Source organism: Nocardia sp. NPDC102475, assembly GCF_055584605.1.
Map to the genome: position 1 here is coordinate 317,326 of NZ_JBVJLS010000002.1, position 17,442 is coordinate 334,767.

The window sequence follows — 17,442 nt, forward strand, 5'->3', positions numbered from 1 at the left end:
CCGTGCATCAGATTGCAGGGTGGTGGGACGGCTTCGAGCTGTGGGTCGCGGGATTGCCGTTTATCCCGCAGTTCATAGTGGTGTTGGTCGGCATGGTTCCGGTCAGCTTCGCCATCGCCTACCTGCTGGACCGGCTGCTGCGGGTCTCGCTGCAACTGCTCGGCCGTAATCGCGCGACCTCGACCGCACTCACCGCCGAGGATGTCGTGGGCCCCGAGCCCGTCCTGATGCCCGAGCCGATCGCACCGCCGGTGGTGGTGCGCGAGACCGCGCAGAGCGGGGCACGTTGATGCCGCGTTCCCGCGTTCAGCTCGCCTTGATCGCCCTGCTCGTGCTCGTCGTCATCGCCTGGCTCGTCACCCGCTAGTCGAGTCGTCCGCACCGGTCGTTGACTTCTTTGCCGATCTCGAGGCGGGCTCGCCGACCTCAGCCCATCACGAAGCCTTCTCGCGCTCTGGATTGCGTGCGGTCGTACCGATGTGCTGCCACCCTCGATCTGCTCACGCGGCTGCGCTGCGTCCTGCCAACGCGCGCGCCGCGACTTGCTTACGCGGCCGCGCTGATCCCATCTGCCTCGGCGCGCAGCCCGCGCAACCGGCCGAGTTGGACATCCAGGTCAGCGATGCGTTCCTCACGATGATCGCCGTATTTCCCGTAAGCCACCTCCGCGACGCGCAACCGTTCGTCGGTGGCGCGGAGTACATCGGTGGCAATATCGGTGAAGTGGTCGCGCAGTGTGCGCTGCATGGCGCGCAACCGATTTCGCGATTCCTTACCGACCTGGAAGATCACATCGTCCATGAGTCTGGCCACCGAAACCTTGGCCTCGGCCTGACGGCGCTGCTTGCGCGCCTTGCGGTCGTCCCACAGCGCATTGGCGCCGAGCAGCAGCGCGGCGGCGGCCGAATACCAGTTCACCAGTGGCATTTTCAGCAGACTGGTGAGCACACCGACCATCAGCAGACCACCGTAGGACCCGCGCATGACGGTCAGAAATTGGCCGAGCACACCGGCTTTCCCGCTGGTCAGCGGATCCAGCGGCGCGACATGGTCGAGTACTTCACCAGGATTTTCCAGGCGTAGGTCCGGTAGCGGCGGGGTGCGGTGATCGGCGGGGAATTTGGCGGCCACCTGTTCGGATAGTTCCACCGCCCGATAGTGCGCCACCACGAAATTCTCTTCGACGGCCTCGCAGATGCGCGCATCCAGATCCGCGCCGAAATCCTGCCAGCGGCGGGCCGGATCGGTGTTGGCGATCTCGGCCTCGGCATCGCGCACCAGACTGCGCAGCCGGTGCCGCAGGTCGTGTTCGATATCGGCCATCAGCTCGGTACTGCCGTCACCGAGGGTGACCTGCCAGTTGGCCGAGCGCTGCCGCAGTTGGTCGGCCTGGTCGCGGGCGGCGACGAGTTGTTCGGTGATCTCCACCCGGCGGCGCGGATCGCGCAGCGCCTCGGCCTCGGTCCGCAGGGTCACGGCCAGGTGGTCGGTGACCAGGCGGATGTCGTTGGCCGCGGCTTCCAGCACCAGGCTGTCGGCCCTTGCCAGCACATAGTCGCGCAGGTGGTCGACCAGTTGGGGCACACCGGATTCGATATCGCGCTGGTAATTGCCCGCCTGCAGGTGCAGCAGCGCGGAGACCGGCGCCACCGCGAAACCGAGACCAGCCGCGTCCAATAGCTCGCGATTGCGCTGCTGGGTGTGCTGCCAGTGCGGGTGCAGGTCGATCTTGTTCAGCGCGCAGATGACCGTCGGACAGAGCTGCTGGATGCGCTCGAGGTAGCCGATCTGTTCCGCACTGAACTCGGATCCGGCGTCACCGACGTAGAGCACGGCATCCGCGGCGGCGATCATCGACCAGGTGGTGTGATCGTCGCCGTTGCCGCCCGGTGCGTCCATCAGGACGAGGCCCTCGGCGAGCAGCGGGCTCGGCTCGGTGAATTCGGCGCGGATCACCCCGTCGGCGGCCAGCGCGGGCCCGGGGTCGAGCGGATCGACGGGCTGGCGTTCGATCCGGCCCGCGCCCAGCGATTTCACCAGTACGGCGGTCGGCTCCGGCCCGAACTCCGCGATCACCGGCACGCTCAGCGCACTCTCGGTGGCGCTCACCCGCGCCCCGATCAGACCGTTGACCAAGGTGCTCATACCGTTCTTCGCGGCGCCGACGACTACGAGACGCAGCCGTGTGTCACCGACCCTGGCCCGGACCATACTCAGTCGGCCACCCAGGTCTTGCCGGCCCGCGGAGCGGGTCATCTCCTGCAGTTGATCGAGAATTCCGATCACTGGCGCCATCGCCGCCGGATGTTTCACCGTGGCGGCCTCCAGCCCAGCTGCGGCAGACAACCGCTCCTCCTAACTGTCGTACGAATATCGCGTTCGACGATGACATGCGCCGGCGCGACGGATGCGCGCGACCCCCGTGCGGCTCCTAGAACAGGGTGATATCCAGTCCCGCCACGAAGTGGTGGCCGTCGTCCACACCCGGATCGGGCAGCAACGGGGTGGACAGCCCGGCGGCCATGAGGGTCAGTGCCGTGTGATCGGGCTCGTATACCGGGTGCGCGAAATCGGCCGGATCGCCGAGGTCGGCGGCGATCGGGTGCGCGGGCGGCTTCATCGGGGTGACCGGTGCGGGCATCGTCGGCGCGGGCACGTGCGGCTGCTGAGTCGGGATCGGCGCCGGGGAATTCGCGGTCGGGATATCGATATCAGGGGTCGGCGGGACCGTCGGTGCGGAGTGGGTCATCGTCGGCACCGAGACGGTCGGGACGTCCACGGTCGGGTCGTCGATGTCCGGCTGGGTGGTGTGTGTGTTCGGGACCGAGTTGCCGCCGTTGACGGTGCTCGGGGTGGTGCCGCCGTTGTGACCTGTGCTGGTTCCGCCACCGTTGCCGGTGCTCGGGATCGTCACATCGTCGTCGTCCGGAATAGTCGGCGTCGCGGTGTGGGTCGGCGCGTGCGTGGTGGGAGCCTGTGTGGTCGGCGCGTGAGTCGCCGTCGGGATCTTCGTCGTCCCGGTGGCATCCGTGTCCGGAACAGTAGGGTGGCCGGGCTTGGTGCTGCCCGTATCGGGGGTCTTGGTCGGATGCCCGGTGGTGTTGTCGCCGGGGATCGGCACCGTCTTGGTGACGGTGGTCGGAGTATTCGTCAGCGGCGTCGTGGTCGAAGACGAATCGTCGACCACGACCGGATGCTTAGCCGGAACGGGCCTCGGCTCGAACAGCGCGGGCACCGTCGCGGCGGGCGCGGTCAGCGGCGACGGACCCGCCGGGGCGACAAGGACGTTGGCGACCGGGGTGCTCGCCACATCCGGCTGAATCGTGGTCTGCAGCGGAGTGGCCGCAACCGGCGCTGCCACCGCAGCGGGCGCGACGACCGCGGGGGCCACCGCTGCGGGCGCGACGGCCGCGGCCGGAGCGGGCAGCGGCGCCGCGAACGGCTGCACGGGCTGCACCGCGACGGGCTGCACGGCCGAGTACTGCGGGACGGATCCACCCACAGGCTGGGTGCCGACCGGGTTGACCGTGCCGTTCGGGCCGGCATTGTCGAGGCCGGAACGTCCGGTGGTGCCGGGGGTCTGGCCGAGCCAATCGGAGTACCTGTCGATATTGTCGCCGACCCGGCCCGCGCCGACCTCGACCTTCAGCGCGCCCTCGACCTCGATCTTGGACTGCGTGGCGAGGTACACCCCGTTCGGGCCGGCACTGAAGTCCACTTGGAGTTCGGTGTGCACGCTGAAACCGGCTTCGGCATTGATGAATACGCCGAAAGCATCCGGGCTGCCGACACCGTGGTACATGTCGGCGCCGTGGAATGCGTCGCCACCGTGGAGCGCATCGTTGCCATGGAACGCGTCGTTGCCATGGAACAGCTCACCGCTGCCCCCGGTCGCGCCGCTGTGAAACATGTTGCCGCCGTAGAACGGGATGTTGCTCGCGACCGCATCGCCGTCGTCGGCGCTTTCGGCATCGCTGCTCACCGACTCGCTGATGGCCGTGCCCGACGTCGGAACACGGGGCAGGGTAAAGGGATTCGAACCCGGAGCGAGGAAGCCGTTCGGGCTGGGGAGGTTCGGGCTGGGGAGGTTGAAGCCGTGGCCGCCCTGACCGAAGTCGAGTCCGGGCACGTTACCGAGGCCCGGCACGTGTCCGGTACCGAGATCGAGTCCGGACTGCGGGGAGTCGCTGTGCAGATCGAGTCCGGACCGTTCGCTCTCGGTTCCGAGCGCCAGGCCGGGCTGATAGCTGCCGTACCCGGTGTTCTGCCATGGTTGCGGTGAATGCTGCTGCGGCACAGGCCCGATGTACACGCCCGAATTGGGCACATTCGGAATGGTGAACGGCGCGTTGACGCTCACATCGCGCGGGGTCGGCGTCGACGAATGCAGTGGTGCGGGCGGTGTCGAATTCGGGTCCGGATCCGGGAAAGTGACCACGGGGCTCGGCGCATCCGCATCGGGGTCGCGGGTGTAGGCCGAAGTCCAGCTGTCGAGCCTTTGCCCGCCGGGATGTACGGGTGCGGTACCGCCATTGGCGGCGACCAGCGCGCCGCCGGTCACATACGCGCCCGCCCTCGCTACCCGCGCGACGCCGGTGGCAACGCGATAGGCGGTGTCGCCCGCACGGTCGTCAGCGTCGGTGGCATCGCTGTCGAAGGGCAGGTCACTCGTCATGCAAGCTCCACTCTCAGGTTTCCAGCATCCTCACCACGCCGGGCAGACCGAGTGAAGATCACCTAACGATATTCCGGAAAACCCAACTGTCACATTCTGCAGGTCCGCAGAGCATACGACTGTGACGAGCAACATAACCTTGCCATTGGAGAAACCAGAACGGAAGCCCTGTTTCTGCGGGCATCCGAATCGGGGCCGGTGTTGCCATCGGACCTGCTCGAGCGTTCCGAGCCCGCGCCACGCGGCGGCCCCGAAACCGTGTCGACGAGACTAACTCGTCGGCGGCCACGCGTACAGCCCGAAGTTCGATGCGCCGCAAGAGATCTCTAATGATTGCTCAAGAGATGGTGAAGTTCGGCTCCCTAACGTCGGTCTCGCCGGGACGAACCCGGACCGACGCGAAGGAGATCGCATCATGACCGCAACCCTCGGACGCGGCCGAGCCCGCATTGTCACCATCGCCACGGGTACCGCATTCGCCGCCACCGCGGCGGCGCTGGTCGCGGGAGTCGCCTCCGCCCAGCCGCCGCTACCTGGCGACGGGGACGTGACGGTGACATGCGTGGTGCAGGGCCCCGGCGAACCCCACGTGGTGATCATGGAGCGACCGGGTCGGCTGCCCGGTGCTCCGGCGGCACCGCTGCCGCCGGACCTCGCGCTGCCGGGCTGCCCGGATATCGATCCGTCCGGACCGGTCATCGTGGCGCCTGGCCGGCCCGGCGCACCTGGTGGGCCCGGCGTCTTGCATGTCCAACCCGCACGTCCGGCGCCGACCGGCAGTAGCGGCAGCTGACCGAGGTCCGGCTCTATGGTGGCCCCATGACCGGACAACGCATCTTGGTCGTTGACGACGAGGTTCGAGTTCTCGCGTCGCTGCGGCGCGGGCTCGAACTCTCGGACTTCGAAGTGGTCACCGCGGGAGACGGCGCCGAGGCGCTATCGATGGTCCACAGCGCCGACCCGGACGCCATGGTGCTCGATGTGAATATGCCGAATCTCGATGGGGCGGGCGTGGTTACGGCATTGCGCGCGATGGGCAACGACATTCCGATCTGCGTGCTGAGTGCCCGCACCGCGGTCAGCGATCGCATCGCGGCCCTGGAGCGCGGCGCCGATGACTACCTGACCAAACCCTTCGACCTCGGCGAACTCGTCGCCCGCCTGCATGCGTTGCTGCGCCGTCGGCCCGCGCTGATCCGGCCGTCCGGCGATGACCAACGCCAGGTCGGACAGGTGCGCATCGATCGGGCCGGGCATCGGGTGTTCGCGAGCGGACAGCAGGTGGAGCTGACCAAACGGGAATTCGAGGTGCTCGCACTGCTCGCCGGGAACATCGGGATCGTGCTCAGTCGCGAGCAGATCCTTTCCGCGGTCTGGGGTTACGACTTCACCACCGACACGAATGTGGTGGATGTGTTCGTCTCCTATCTGCGGCGGAAGTTGGAGGCGCACGGTGCATCTCGGGTGATCCACACCGTGCGCGGGGTGGGATTCGTACTGCGGGAGGAAGCATGAGCGTTACGGAGGAACCGTGAGCGAGCAGAGGAATCGCGAGCGAGTATCGGCATCGGCATCGGTTCCAGCACAACGACCCGAGCGTCGACGAGTCGGGTGGAGCCGGGCTGTGAAGTCTCCGAAAGGCAAAGTGTCCCTGTCGTTGCGCACTCGTGTGGCGCTGGTGTCGGGAGTGGTCGCGGCGCTGGTCGCGGTCACGCTCGGCATCGCCTACACGGCACTGCTCGACGCCACCGGTTCCCGTCAGTTCGACGAGACGGTCTCGACCATGGGCGTCGCCATCGCACCGCCGCTGGATACGCCACCGCACGTGGTGATTCGGACGCTTCTCGATCCACCGCCCTTCCCCGCCCCCCAACTGAATCCCGACCCCGAACCACAGCCCCTCCCCACCCGGCAACCCGGTCCCGCAATCCCAGCCCCGCAACCCGGTCCCGCAATCCCAGCCCCGCAACCCGGTCCCGCAATCCCAGCCCCGCAACCCGGTCCCGCAATCCCCGGCCCGCAACTGGGTCTCGACATCCCCCTCCCCCAACTAGATCCCTCCCTACCTGGGCGGGTGATCGTGGGCCCCGGTGATGTCCGCACCGCGGTCGCAGGCGCGCCCGGTTTAGTAGTGCGGCTCGAACCCGATCGCGCACTGGTAGATTCGGCCATCCGCCGCAGCCAGCTGATCGGCGTCGGGATCGGCATCGCGGGCGTGCTGCTCGCCGCGCTGCTCGGCTGGTTCCTGGCCGGTTATGCCGCGCGGCCACTGCGCAGACTGGCCACCGCGACGCACGGCATCGACACCCTCGAACAGCTCCCGCCACTGAGCGGCCGCGGAGCCCGTGAGGCCGAAGAACTCTCCGACGCCATCACCCGCATGCTCGCCCGGCTGGAGGCGGCGCACGGCGCCACCAATCGCGCGCTCGCCAGTGCCAGGGACTTCGCCGCGGTCTGCGCCCATGAACTGCGCACACCACTCACCGCGATGCGCACCGACCTGGAAGTCTTGGCCACCAAGGAATTACCCCCCGAACAGCGGCGCGCGGTCCTCGCCGACGTCCTGCTGGCCGAGCGCCAGATCGAGAACACGCTGACCGATCTGGAACAACTCGCCGTCGGGGAACTCACCGAATCCGACGCCTTCGAACCCTTCGAACTCTGCGAAACCCTCGACCGCGCAGTGCAAGACGCCCGCCGCAGACACCCCGAGGTCAGTATCGATCTCACCGAGTGCACCCCGACCACGGTGACCGGTCTGCCCGGCGGGCTCATGCTCATCGTCACCAACGCGGTCACCAACGCCGTACAGCACGGTCACGCGCACACCATCACGGTCGCCGCGCGCCGCTGCGATCTGAGCGATTCCGACGCGAAACCCGCCGGGGCAACTGCGGATTCCGCCCCTCCGAGCACCACCGGTCCAACCACTGACGGTCCGAATACCCAAGTACACGCGGCCGATCCGAACACACGCCGCAACAACTCCGCCGCTGTCGAAATCATCATCGACGACGACGGCACCGGCATCCCCGAAGCCCTCCGCCCCACTGCCTTCGACCGCTTCGCCAAAGGCCCCGGCTCCCCCGGCTCCGGCCTGGGCTTGGCCCTGGTCCGCCAGCAAGCCGAACTCCATTCGGGTACAGCCGAACTGGACTCCAGCCCATTGGGCGGCGTGCGCCTGCGCGTCCGAATTGCCGCCTTGGACCCCCGCTGAAGCTCAGTCGCCCATATCTTTGAGCGACTCGGTATCGAACGTGATGCTCACCGGCTCCGGGAGACTCACCGCGCTCCCGAATGGATAGCGATGCAAGTCCTGATAGCCATCCTCGTCCGGCTGGCTGTGCACGACAATCTTGCCGGCCTCGCGATCGATGAGCAGATAGATCGGAATCCCAGCCTGCGCGTAGGCGAGCGGCTTCTCGATTCGGTCACGTTGATTGGTGTCCGAATCATGTGAAGTAACCTCCACTGCCATCACTACGGCGTCAGGCGATGCCCACTCACCGGCCCCCGCGAATGAATCGGGGGGCGCCAGAATACCGTCCGGACGTGCTCGCCCCTTGCGATAAGACCCAACTGCCAACCCCTGCCCGATGACGTGCAGAAACAACTCAGGGTTCAACGGCAGCAGCAGCAGGAGCAGCCAGTTGAGTATCCGGCCATGATCGCCATCGGGCACTCGTTTGACCCCCAGTCGTCCGCCGATAAGTTCAACCTGCACGCCTTCGGTCTCGCGCTCGACGGCGCGAGCGATCGACTCGAACTCGGTTGTAAAAATGGGACCATCCTCCGACGCAAGAGCCGGGTCCTTATGTACCGCAGTCACAGCCCGCCTCCTCGGTTTCTGCCCACCAGACAATGGATCCTGCCTCATAGTCGTTCCCTATGAGGCATTATCCCGCAGTTCGGCGACAACCGCCGGAGTGGCGAACCTATTTCTGGCCCTTGGGTTTGTCGGAGGCCGCGTCGGACGACAGGGCGGCTACGAAGGCTTCCTGGGGGACCTCCACGCGACCGATGGTCTTCATGCGCTTCTTGCCCTCCTTCTGCTTCTCGAGCAGTTTGCGCTTACGGCTGATGTCACCGCCGTAGCACTTGGCGAGCACGTCCTTGCGGATGGCGCGAATGTTCTCGCGGGCAATGATTTTCGAGCCGATGGCGGCCTGGATGGGCACCTCGAACTGCTGGCGCGGAATGAGTTCGCGCAGTTTGGTGGTCATCTTGTGGCCGTAGGCCTGGGCGGCGTCGCGGTGCACGATCGCGCTGAACGCGTCCACCGCTTCGCCCTGCAGCAGAATATCCACCTTGACCAGTGCCGATTCCTGCACACCCGACTCCTCGTAGTCGAGGCTGGCGTAACCGCGGGTGCGCGACTTCAGCGAATCGAAGAAGTCGAAGATGATCTCGGCCATCGGCATGGTGTAGCGCAGCTCGACTCGGGTCTCGGACAGATAGTCCATGCCGCCGAGCTCACCGCGCCGCGCCTGGCACAGCTCCATGATCGAGCCGATGAATTCACTGGGCGAGATGATGGTGCACTTGACCACCGGCTCGTACACATGCCGGACCTTGCCCTCGGGCCAGTACGACGGATTGGTGACGACGTGCTCGGCCCCGTCCTCCATCTCCACCGTGTAGACCACGTTGGGCGCGGTCGAGATCAGGTCCAGATCGAATTCGCGCTGCAGGCGCTCGCGGGTGATCTCCATATGCAGCAGGCCGAGGAAGCCGCAGCGGAATCCGAAGCCGAGCGCCACCGAGGTCTCCGGCTCATAGGTCAGCGCGGCGTCGTTGAGCTGGAGCTTGTCGAGCGCGTCGCGCAGGTCCGGATAGTCCGAGCCGTCGACCGGGTAGAGACCGGAGTACACCATCGGGCGCGGCTCGCGATAGCCGGTGAGCGGTTCGCTCGCACCGCCGCGCGCGGAGGTCACGGTATCGCCGACCTTCGACTGGCGCACATCCTTCACGCCGGTGATCAGATAACCGACCTCGCCGACGCCGAGGCCCTGGGTGGGCTTGGGCTCCGGGGAGACGATGCCGACCTCGAGCAACTCGTGTGTCGCGCCGGTGGACATCATCTTGATCTTCTCGCGCGGAACGATCTTGCCGTCCACCACGCGGACGTAGGTGACCACGCCGCGATAGGTGTCGTAGACCGAGTCGAAGATCATGGCGCGCGCGGGCGCGTCCGGATCGCCGACCGGCGCGGGCACCTGCTTGATGACTTCGTTCAGCAGCTCCGTGACGCCGACACCGGTCTTACCGGAGACCCGCAGCACGTCATCGGGTTCGCAGCCGACGATATGTGCGATCTCGGCGGCGTAGCGGTCCGGATCGGCGGCGGGCAGGTCGATCTTGTTCAGCACCGGGATGATCGTCAAATCCTTGTCCAGCGCCAGGTACAGATTCGCCAGCGTCTGCGCCTCGATGCCCTGTGCCGCGTCGACCAGCAGCACCGCACCCTCACACGCCTCGAGCGCGCGCGACACCTCGTAGGTGAAGTCGACGTGGCCGGGCGTATCGATCAGGTGCAGCACATAGTCGGTGCCGTCGACCTGCCAGGGCAGCCGCACATTCTGTGCCTTGATGGTGATGCCGCGCTCGCGCTCGATGTCCATCCGGTCCAGGTACTGGGCGCGCATCGCCCGCTCCTCGACCACACCGGTGAGCTGCAGCATGCGGTCGGCCAGCGTCGACTTGCCGTGGTCGATGTGCGCGATGATGCAGAAGTTCCGGATCCGGGCGGGATCGGTGAACGTCGTATCGGCGAAGCTGGCGGGCACTCCACTCCTCATGGGTATCGGCAAACTGCTGTCCATCGTCCCATGCGCGAGGTAGCGGCACTGTCAGCGGTTCACCGTTGCGCGGTCCGTACCACTTTTCAGCCGCGGTAGCCGGTGCCTGGGATGCGGAGCGTGTAGTCGGCGCACAGGTAGGTCTCGGGTACCTGCTCGGTCACCGGCACCTCGAAATAGTCGTCCTTGGTGCGGACCGCGAGGTACTGGTCCTTGGCATCGCGATGACACCACATGCCGGTGAGGCCGTGGCCGTACGGCGAGTAGTCGGAGAACAGGCAGGTAATGCAGGAAAGCAGGCGGATGTCGTCCGGGAACTGTTGTCCGAGCCGGAACAGCGCATCCTCGAAGTATCTGTCGGTGCCCTGGTAGGTCAGCCCGTCGATCTCGATGGCGAGTTCGAGCGACTCACCCGCCCCGCCGGGCGGCAGTGTCAGCCGGAACTGGATCACACCGGGTCGGCGCTGGTCGTGCAGCTGCACCGAGCAGGGCAGTTCGCCGGAGAATGCGCAGCCCGAAAGGACATCCCACTGGTCGACGGGCAGTCCGACCCGAAGTGCGGCGCCCTTGTCATAGGGGCCGAGCGCGTCGAAGTCTGGACCCGCCAACGGAACGCCACGGATCACCGTCCGGATATCGAACCGGTTCGCACCCCAGTGCCGCGATGGTCCGAGCCGCCACATGATGTGCTCGGTGCCGTGATCGTCGGTGTAGGTTCCCGGAAAAACCTGCGGCTGCACAGCTGGATCCTTCTTCCACGACGAATTGCCCGACTCTAACGGAGAATTCGCCGTACTTTCGGCGGGTGGAGAAATTGGTTTTCGTCCTGCGCCGATCCGATGCCGAGGCGACCGAGTCGTGGTGCGAATCGCTGCGCACCACCGTGGCCGCACAGCTGGTCGACCTCGGGGTTGCGGGTGTCACCGTCTATGTCCGTGATGCGGCGGTCCAGGCCGCGCTGATGCGAATGGTGACGCTCGACCCGCCGATCGCCGCGGCGGTCACGGTCTGGGTCGAGCAGAGCTACGGTCCCGAGGCCACGGCCGCGGCGGATATCCTCGCCGAATTCGCGACCGCGGCACACGGCTACCTGGTGACCGAGTCGGTGCCGCTGCGGCTCGACGATTCGGTCCCGACCCGCACCGAGGGCTTCGGCAACCTCGCCTTCCTGCGCAAGCCCGCCGAACTCACACAGGCGGAATGGCTGAGTGACTGGCAGGGACGGCACACCGCCGTGGCCATCGAGACGCAGTCGACGTTCGGCTACACGCAGAACGTGGTGGTCCGGGCGATCACTTCGGACGCGCCCGCCATCGATGCCATTGTCGAGGAACAGTTTCCGGCCGCGGCGCTCACCGACCCGCTGGTCTGGTACGGCGCGCGCGACGCGGCCGAGTTCCAGGATCGGGTGCGGCGCATGTTGGACTCGGTCGCGCGGATCGGCGCCGATCGCGACCTCGATACCGTCTCCGCCAGCAGATATCCGGTGCTGCAACCGTTTTCGACACGGACCGAGCAGCGAACCGGCGCGTGATGCGCGAACTCGTCCTACCGGGCGGTAGGCAGTGCTGATGAGAACGCGAGATCGCGCCGTTACCATCCAATGATGGCCCGAACTTGGAACACGATCGGCAAGCAGCTAGGCCTCATCGCGAAGGAGCAGGGTCCCAAGATCGTCAAGCAGCAGGGACCGAAGCTGGTGGACAAGCTGCAGCGCTCATCGCTGCTCGAGCGCGCGGTCGGGTCGCTGGCGACACGTAAGGCGCCCGCGGTCGCGATCCGGCCGACCGCCTCGACCCCGGTACCGACCGCCGAGCGGGCCAGGCAGATCGTTTACTGCCCGCAGCTGGACGGTCGGGCCGATCCGGGCGAGATCGTGTGGACCTGGGTGCCCTATGAGGAGGATCCGAATAACGGCAAGGACCGCCCGGTGCTCGTCGTCGGGCGCGACCGACGGACCCTGCTCGGGCTGATGCTGTCGTCGAATCCGGAGCGCGCGCACGACCGCGACTGGGTCGGAATCGGCAGTGGCAGTTGGGATCACGAGGGCAGGCCGAGCTGGGTCCGCCTCGATCGAGTACTCGACGTCCCGGAGGACGGCATCCGTCGCGAAGGCGCGATTCTCGCCCGCAAGACCTTCGACCTGGTCGCCCACCGCCTGTGCGCCGAATACGCCTGGCACTGACCGGAATCAGGACACCATTTCGCGGGAACGGCCGAAGAGCAGACCGTAGACCAGCGCGCCCAGTACGCCACCGATGAGCGGGAACACCACGAAGACCCAGACCTGGGGTCCCGCACCGTTCTGATAGAAGGCGACGGCGAGGCTGCGGGCCGGATTCACCGAGGTGTTGTCCACCGGGATCGAGATCAGGTGGATGACCGCGAGCGTGACGCCGATCGACAGGCCGGCCAGCGGAATATCGGAGATCTGGTCCGTGGAGGCCAGCACCACGAATACCAGCAGCGCGGTCAACATGACCTCGATGATGATCGTCGCGGACAGGCCGTATCCGTTCTCGATCACCACCTGTCCGAGCGGACCGCGCACCGCGGACGGACTGTGCTTACCCCAGCCGTTCGCCCCGAGCCCGTCGACCGCGCGATCGTAGGACGGCAGATTCTTCGCGATCGCGAACAGCACGATTCCGGCCAGGAATCCACCGATCAGCTGCGCGATCACATAGCCGACCGCGGAGATCACCGAAAGCCTGCCGAGCAGCAGCTGCCCGAGGGTCACGGCCGGATTCACATGGCAGCCGGAGATCGGCCCGATCGCGTAGACCAGGAACAGCAGAGACAGGCCGAAGGCCAGTGCCACACCCAGCGGCCCGACGCGCTGACCGGCCAGTACCGCGGTGCCGACACCGCTCATGACCAGAACAAATGTGCCGAGCGCCTCGGCGGCCCACTTCTTGGCCTCCGGCGTCGGCTCCAGTTCGGTGACTTCCTCGACGACTTCCTGAGCAGTGGGAGACATACGCGCCACCTTCCGAGAGGATCTTCCCCGTGTGCACGGGGTTTTGCCTTGGACCTGCTACGAAAATCACGGCTGATGTGAAACTGGACGTTACGCGAGACGGGTGAGCACTACAACGCTGGCCCTTCCGAGCGACCCGCAAGCGATCGCTACGGCTTGGCTTGGCTAGGCGAGCCGGGTTATCTCCACGACAACCTCCAGATCGGTCGAACCGCCGCCGGAGAAAATGCCCTTCAGCGGCGGCACATCCGCATAATCGCGGCCGACGCCGACGGATATGTGCTGTTCGTTGATGGCGATATTGTTGGTCGGGTCGTAGCCCCACCACGCGCCGGTCCAGGCCTCGATCCAGGCGTGCGACTGCCCGGCGACCGTCGTATTGATCTCGGCGGCCGGATTGGGATGCAGATATCCGGAGACGTATCGGCTCGGAATCCCCATGCTGCGCAATAGAACCAGGGTCAGATGCGCGTAATCCTGGCATACGCCTTGACGTTCGGCGAAGGCCTGCACGGCCGATGTATGCACCGAGGTGGTACCCGCGATGTAATTCATTTCGCGGTGCACCCATTCAGCCGCGCGCACAACAGCTTTCGCGGGCGGGACACCGCGCGCGAGCTGTTTCGCGAGCGCCGCCAGCTTCTTGTCCTGCGGCACATAGGCGGTGGGCGAGAGCATTTCGTCGAAACGGTCACCGATGTGATCGGAGTTCAACTCCTCCCAGGACAGCTCTTCGGCCGGACCGGCGAACGGTTCGGTCTCCACCACCGATGATCCGGTGACCTCCAATTCGGTATGCGGCGCGTGCAGATCGAACGAGGTGACCGCGGTGCCCCAGTAGTCGGTGTAGCGATAGGACCGGGTGGATGGCACCGTCTCGACCCGATTCAGGATGACGTTCTGCCTGCTGTCCGCGCGCGGAGTGAGCCGAGCCTCGTTGAACGACCGGGTGACCGGGGCGTCGTAAACATAACCGGTGGTGTGCACCACCCTGATCCGCCAGCTCACAGCTCTCCCTCCACCTGCGCATGGTTGTCGTGACTGCTGCGCAGATCGGTCCAGGCCACCCACGGCGCGGCGTGGAAGTACTGCAGCGAGACCGCCTCGCTGACCTCGCGACAAGTCTTCTGCAGCGAGAGCAGGCGATTCTGCAGATCCTCCAGCAGCACGCCGGGCGGCAGGAATTCGAGTTCGCTGCGGGCCCTGCCGAGCAGCCGCTGCGCCTCGTGTCGCGCGCCGACCCGGCTGCTCGGGCGCTGATCGAGTTCGGCGAGGCAGGCCTCGGCCACCCGCACCGAATGGAAGACCGAACGCGGAAAAAGCCGGTCCAGCAGGATGAATTCGGCGACCAGATTGGCGTCGAGCGCGCCGCGATGGGTGCGAAGATAGGTGTCGTGCGCGCCGGCCGAGCGCAAGACCGTCACCCAGGCCGGTGACGAGGTGCGGTCACCCGCGCGCGAAAGCAGCAGGCGCACAGTCATATCCACGCGTTCGATGGAGCGACCGAGCAGCAGGAAGCGGTAGCCGTCGTCGCGGCTGAGGGTGGAATCGGAGAGTCCGGCGAACATCGCCGCCCGATCCTTGATGTAGTGGAAGAACTCGTGCGGGCCGAGACCGCGGGCGGCCTTCTCGGTGGCCGTTAGCCCGATATAGGTGGCGTTCAGGCACTCCCACATCTCGCTGGAGGTGACTTCGCGTGCGCTCCTCGCATTTTCGCGTGCATTGGCGATCGAGTCGACAATGGAGTTGCCATGGTCGTGACTGAAGGCGACCAGGTCGGTGACCGACCAGACATCGAGTTCGACATCGGGCGGTTCGATACCGAGCACCCGCAGCAGGACCCGCGAGGTTCGGTCCGGATCCACCGTGGCGTCCTCGAGCAACTGATGCACCGCGACGTCGAGGATGCGGGCGGTGTCGTCTGCGCGTTCGACGTATCGTCCGATCCAATAAAGGGATTCGGCGTTGCGGGCCAGCATCAGCGCGTCACCCCGCTCTGCTGCTGACCCCGACCTAGTCGCTGACTCTGTCGCATCGATCCCAGCCGCTGCTCCTGTTGTTGCTGCTGCTGTTGCTGATTCGACTGCGCCGCGGTCAATTCCCGGCCGAGTTCCTGCTGATCGGATTGCGGCGGGTCGCTCACCAACTCCTCGCCCGCGAGCTCGCGGTCGGCGGGTGAGGCGCGCCCGGCCAGCACCCAGGTGTCCTTACTGCCGCCGCCCTGACTCGAATTGACGACCAGCGAACCCTCCGGCAGTGCGACCCGCGTCAAACCGCCCGGCAGCACCCAGATGTCATCGCCGTCATTGACCGCGAAGGGCCGCAGGTCGACATGACGCGGCACCAGCTCGTTACCGATCTTGGTCGGCACGGTTGACAGCTGCACCACCGGCTGCGCGATCCAACCCCGCGGATCCGACTTGATCTTGCGCCGGATCGTCTCCAGTTCCCGTGGCGTGGCCACCGGACCGATGACGATGCCGTAGCCGCCGGACCCCTCGACCGGTTTGATCACCAGCTCGGCGATGCGGTCGAGCACCTCCTCGCGCTCGTCGTCGAGCCAGCAGCGATAGGTATCGACATTGGGCAGTATCGGTTTCTCGGCGAGGTAATACTCGATGATCGTCGGCACATACGCGTAGGTCAGCTTGTCGTCGCCGACGCCGTTGCCGATCGCGCTGGAGATGACCACATTGCCCGCCCGCGCGGCATTCACCAGTCCGGCGACGCCGAGCACGGAATCGGGCCGGAAGTGCATGGGGTCGAGAAAGGTGTCATCGATGCGGCGATAGATCACGTCGACCTGACGCTCCCCCGCCGTGGTCCGCATGTAGACGACATTGTCGCGGCAGAACAGGTCGCGCCCCTCGACCAGTTCCACCCCCATCTGCCTGGCCAGCAGCGAATGTTCGAAATAGGCCGAGTTGTAGACGCCGGGCGTGAGCACGACGACCGTCGGATCGGCCTCGTTCGGCGCGGCCGAGGCGCGCAGCGCGGCCAGCAGATGCGTCGGATAGTCACCGACCGCACGCACCCGGTGCGAGGAGAACAGATCCGGGAAGACCCGCGCCATAGTGCGCCGGTTCTCCATGACATAGGAAACCCCGGACGGTGAGCGCAGATTGTCCTCGAGCACCCGGAAGTCGCCGCGCTCGTCGCGGATGAGATCGATTCCCGCCACGTGGATGCGCACCCCGTTGGGCGGCACCAGTCCGGCGGCCTCGCGGTGGAAGTGCTGACATGAGGTGACCAGTCGCTTCGGGATGACCTCGTCGCGCAGGATGTTCTGCTCACCGTAGACATCGGCGAGGAACAGCTCCAGCGCCGTCACCCGCTGCTTGATCCCGCGCTCCAGCTTGGCCCATTCGGCGGCCGCGATCACCCGGGGCACCAGATCGAGTGGGAAAGGCCGCTCCTGTCCGGAGAGCGAGAAGGTGATGCCCTGATCGATGAAGGCGCGGTCGAGTGCGTCCGCGCGGGCCGCGAGATCGGCCACGTCGATCGGCGCGAGCGCCGAGAAGATTCCCTTATATGGCTGACGCACCCGCCCCAGGCCGTCGAACATCTCGTCGAAGGCATCCGCGTACCGGCCGGGACGGTAGCCCTCGAATAGTCCGGATGTGGTTGCTCTGCCATTGCCATTCGCATGCCCGTTCGACCGGACACGGGTCGGCGCAGGTGATCGTGCCGAACGTGGCGGCGAGGCGGGAGTCATGCAAAAATCGTGCTACACGCAGCGTCGATGCTGTGTGAGACACAGGTAAATTTCTTGCATCACTCCGGGTTTACGCCCCCTTACAGCGGTCGGTAGCGTTGCCGGTCGAGCCGTTCGCGCGGTGGCGATTTCGCGTGCCGGGGTGGTGATGATTTCGTGTGCGACGCGGCGGCTGGTACCCTCGATCTTCGGCGTCGCGTTACCTGATTACTCCGGTTTCCAACGCGCGCTCGCGAACTTTTCAGCACAGTCCACCAGCGACAGGAACACGAGG

The 17,442-nt window shown here is 66.2% G+C and carries 15 protein-coding genes; 6 read left to right on the top strand and 9 right to left on the bottom strand.

Features of this window, described 5'->3' with window-relative positions; genetic code table 11:
• Window positions 1-2 precede the first annotated feature (2 nt).
• Window positions 3-290 (top strand): hypothetical protein, encoded by a 288-nt coding sequence (locus tag ACZ60G_RS04695; RefSeq protein ID WP_465807293.1) that lies wholly within the window; start codon window positions 3-5, stop codon window positions 288-290.
• Window positions 291-546: 256 nt separating this feature from the next.
• Here the strand turns inward: ACZ60G_RS04695 and ACZ60G_RS04700 are convergent, their stop codons facing one another.
• Together ACZ60G_RS04700 and ACZ60G_RS04705 are read right to left on the bottom strand one after the other, a co-directional pair.
• A complete protein-coding gene (locus ACZ60G_RS04700; protein WP_465807295.1) occupies window positions 547-2,346 on the bottom strand; it encodes a P-loop NTPase family protein in 1,800 nt (599 codons plus the stop codon).
• Window positions 2,347-2,431: 85 nt separating this feature from the next.
• Window positions 2,432-4,675 (bottom strand): hypothetical protein, encoded by a 2,244-nt coding sequence (locus ACZ60G_RS04705; RefSeq protein ID WP_465807297.1) that lies wholly within the window; start codon window positions 4,673-4,675, stop codon window positions 2,432-2,434.
• A gap of 415 nt (window positions 4,676-5,090) precedes the next feature.
• Between ACZ60G_RS04705 and ACZ60G_RS04710 the strand changes: the two genes are divergently transcribed.
• The 3 genes from ACZ60G_RS04710 to ACZ60G_RS04720 all read left to right on the top strand — a co-directional run bounded on the left by ACZ60G_RS04710 (window position 5,091) and on the right by ACZ60G_RS04720 (window position 7,892).
• The gene (locus tag ACZ60G_RS04710) at window positions 5,091-5,468 is read left to right on the top strand and encodes a hypothetical protein (protein WP_465807299.1); all 378 of its coding nucleotides are present in this window, start codon (window positions 5,091-5,093) and stop codon (window positions 5,466-5,468) included.
• A gap of 26 nt (window positions 5,469-5,494) precedes the next feature.
• A complete protein-coding gene (locus ACZ60G_RS04715) occupies window positions 5,495-6,190 on the top strand; it encodes a response regulator transcription factor (RefSeq protein ID WP_465807300.1) in 696 nt (231 codons plus the stop codon).
• A 109-nt stretch (window positions 6,191-6,299) separates the two neighbouring features.
• Complete coding sequence (locus tag ACZ60G_RS04720) at window positions 6,300-7,892, top strand: sensor histidine kinase (protein WP_465807302.1); 1,593 nt, start codon at window positions 6,300-6,302, stop codon at window positions 7,890-7,892.
• A gap of 3 nt (window positions 7,893-7,895) precedes the next feature.
• On the opposite strand, the gene ACZ60G_RS04725 is transcribed toward ACZ60G_RS04720, so the two are convergent.
• The 3 genes from ACZ60G_RS04725 to ACZ60G_RS04735 all read right to left on the bottom strand — a co-directional run bounded on the left by ACZ60G_RS04725 (window position 7,896) and on the right by ACZ60G_RS04735 (window position 11,213).
• Window positions 7,896-8,504 carry a Uma2 family endonuclease gene (locus ACZ60G_RS04725; protein WP_465807304.1) on the bottom strand — a complete coding sequence of 203 codons (609 nt, stop codon included), beginning with the start codon at window positions 8,502-8,504 and terminating at the stop codon, window positions 7,896-7,898.
• 106 nt (window positions 8,505-8,610) lie between these two features.
• The gene (lepA, locus tag ACZ60G_RS04730; protein ID WP_465807306.1) at window positions 8,611-10,473 is read right to left on the bottom strand and encodes a translation elongation factor 4; all 1,863 of its coding nucleotides are present in this window, start codon (window positions 10,471-10,473) and stop codon (window positions 8,611-8,613) included.
• An 86-nt stretch (window positions 10,474-10,559) separates the two neighbouring features.
• Window positions 10,560-11,213: a DUF6304 family protein gene (locus ACZ60G_RS04735; RefSeq protein ID WP_465807307.1), complete on the bottom strand. Its 654-nt coding sequence runs from the start codon at window positions 11,211-11,213 to the stop codon at window positions 10,560-10,562.
• Window positions 11,214-11,278: 65 nt separating this feature from the next.
• On the opposite strand from ACZ60G_RS04735, the gene ACZ60G_RS04740 reads away from it, so the two are divergent.
• Window positions 11,279-12,007, top strand: coding sequence for a hypothetical protein (locus ACZ60G_RS04740; protein ID WP_465807309.1), 729 nt, complete (start codon window positions 11,279-11,281; stop codon window positions 12,005-12,007).
• A gap of 72 nt (window positions 12,008-12,079) precedes the next feature.
• Window positions 12,080-12,658, top strand: a complete 579-nt coding sequence (locus ACZ60G_RS04745) for a type II toxin-antitoxin system PemK/MazF family toxin (RefSeq protein WP_387290927.1) — start codon at window positions 12,080-12,082, stop codon at window positions 12,656-12,658.
• 6 nt (window positions 12,659-12,664) lie between these two features.
• Here the strand turns inward: ACZ60G_RS04745 and ACZ60G_RS04750 are convergent, their stop codons facing one another.
• The 4 genes from ACZ60G_RS04750 to ACZ60G_RS04765 all read right to left on the bottom strand — a co-directional run bounded on the left by ACZ60G_RS04750 (window position 12,665) and on the right by ACZ60G_RS04765 (window position 17,018).
• Window positions 12,665-13,453 (bottom strand): aquaporin, encoded by a 789-nt coding sequence (locus ACZ60G_RS04750; protein WP_063046804.1) that lies wholly within the window; start codon window positions 13,451-13,453, stop codon window positions 12,665-12,667.
• Window positions 13,454-13,618: 165 nt separating this feature from the next.
• On the bottom strand, window positions 13,619-14,461 hold the full coding sequence (locus tag ACZ60G_RS04755) for a transglutaminase family protein (RefSeq protein WP_465807312.1): 843 nt from the start codon (window positions 14,459-14,461) through the stop codon (window positions 13,619-13,621).
• Window positions 14,458-15,432 carry an alpha-E domain-containing protein gene (locus ACZ60G_RS04760; protein WP_465807314.1) on the bottom strand — a complete coding sequence of 325 codons (975 nt, stop codon included), beginning with the start codon at window positions 15,430-15,432 and terminating at the stop codon, window positions 14,458-14,460. Before ACZ60G_RS04760 ends, ACZ60G_RS04755 begins: the two co-directional genes overlap by 4 nt.
• Window positions 15,432-17,018 carry a circularly permuted type 2 ATP-grasp protein gene (locus tag ACZ60G_RS04765; RefSeq protein ID WP_465807620.1) on the bottom strand — a complete coding sequence of 529 codons (1,587 nt, stop codon included), beginning with the start codon at window positions 17,016-17,018 and terminating at the stop codon, window positions 15,432-15,434. The genes ACZ60G_RS04760 and ACZ60G_RS04765 overlap by 1 nt, the downstream gene beginning before the upstream one ends.
• Window positions 17,019-17,442 lie beyond the last annotated feature (424 nt).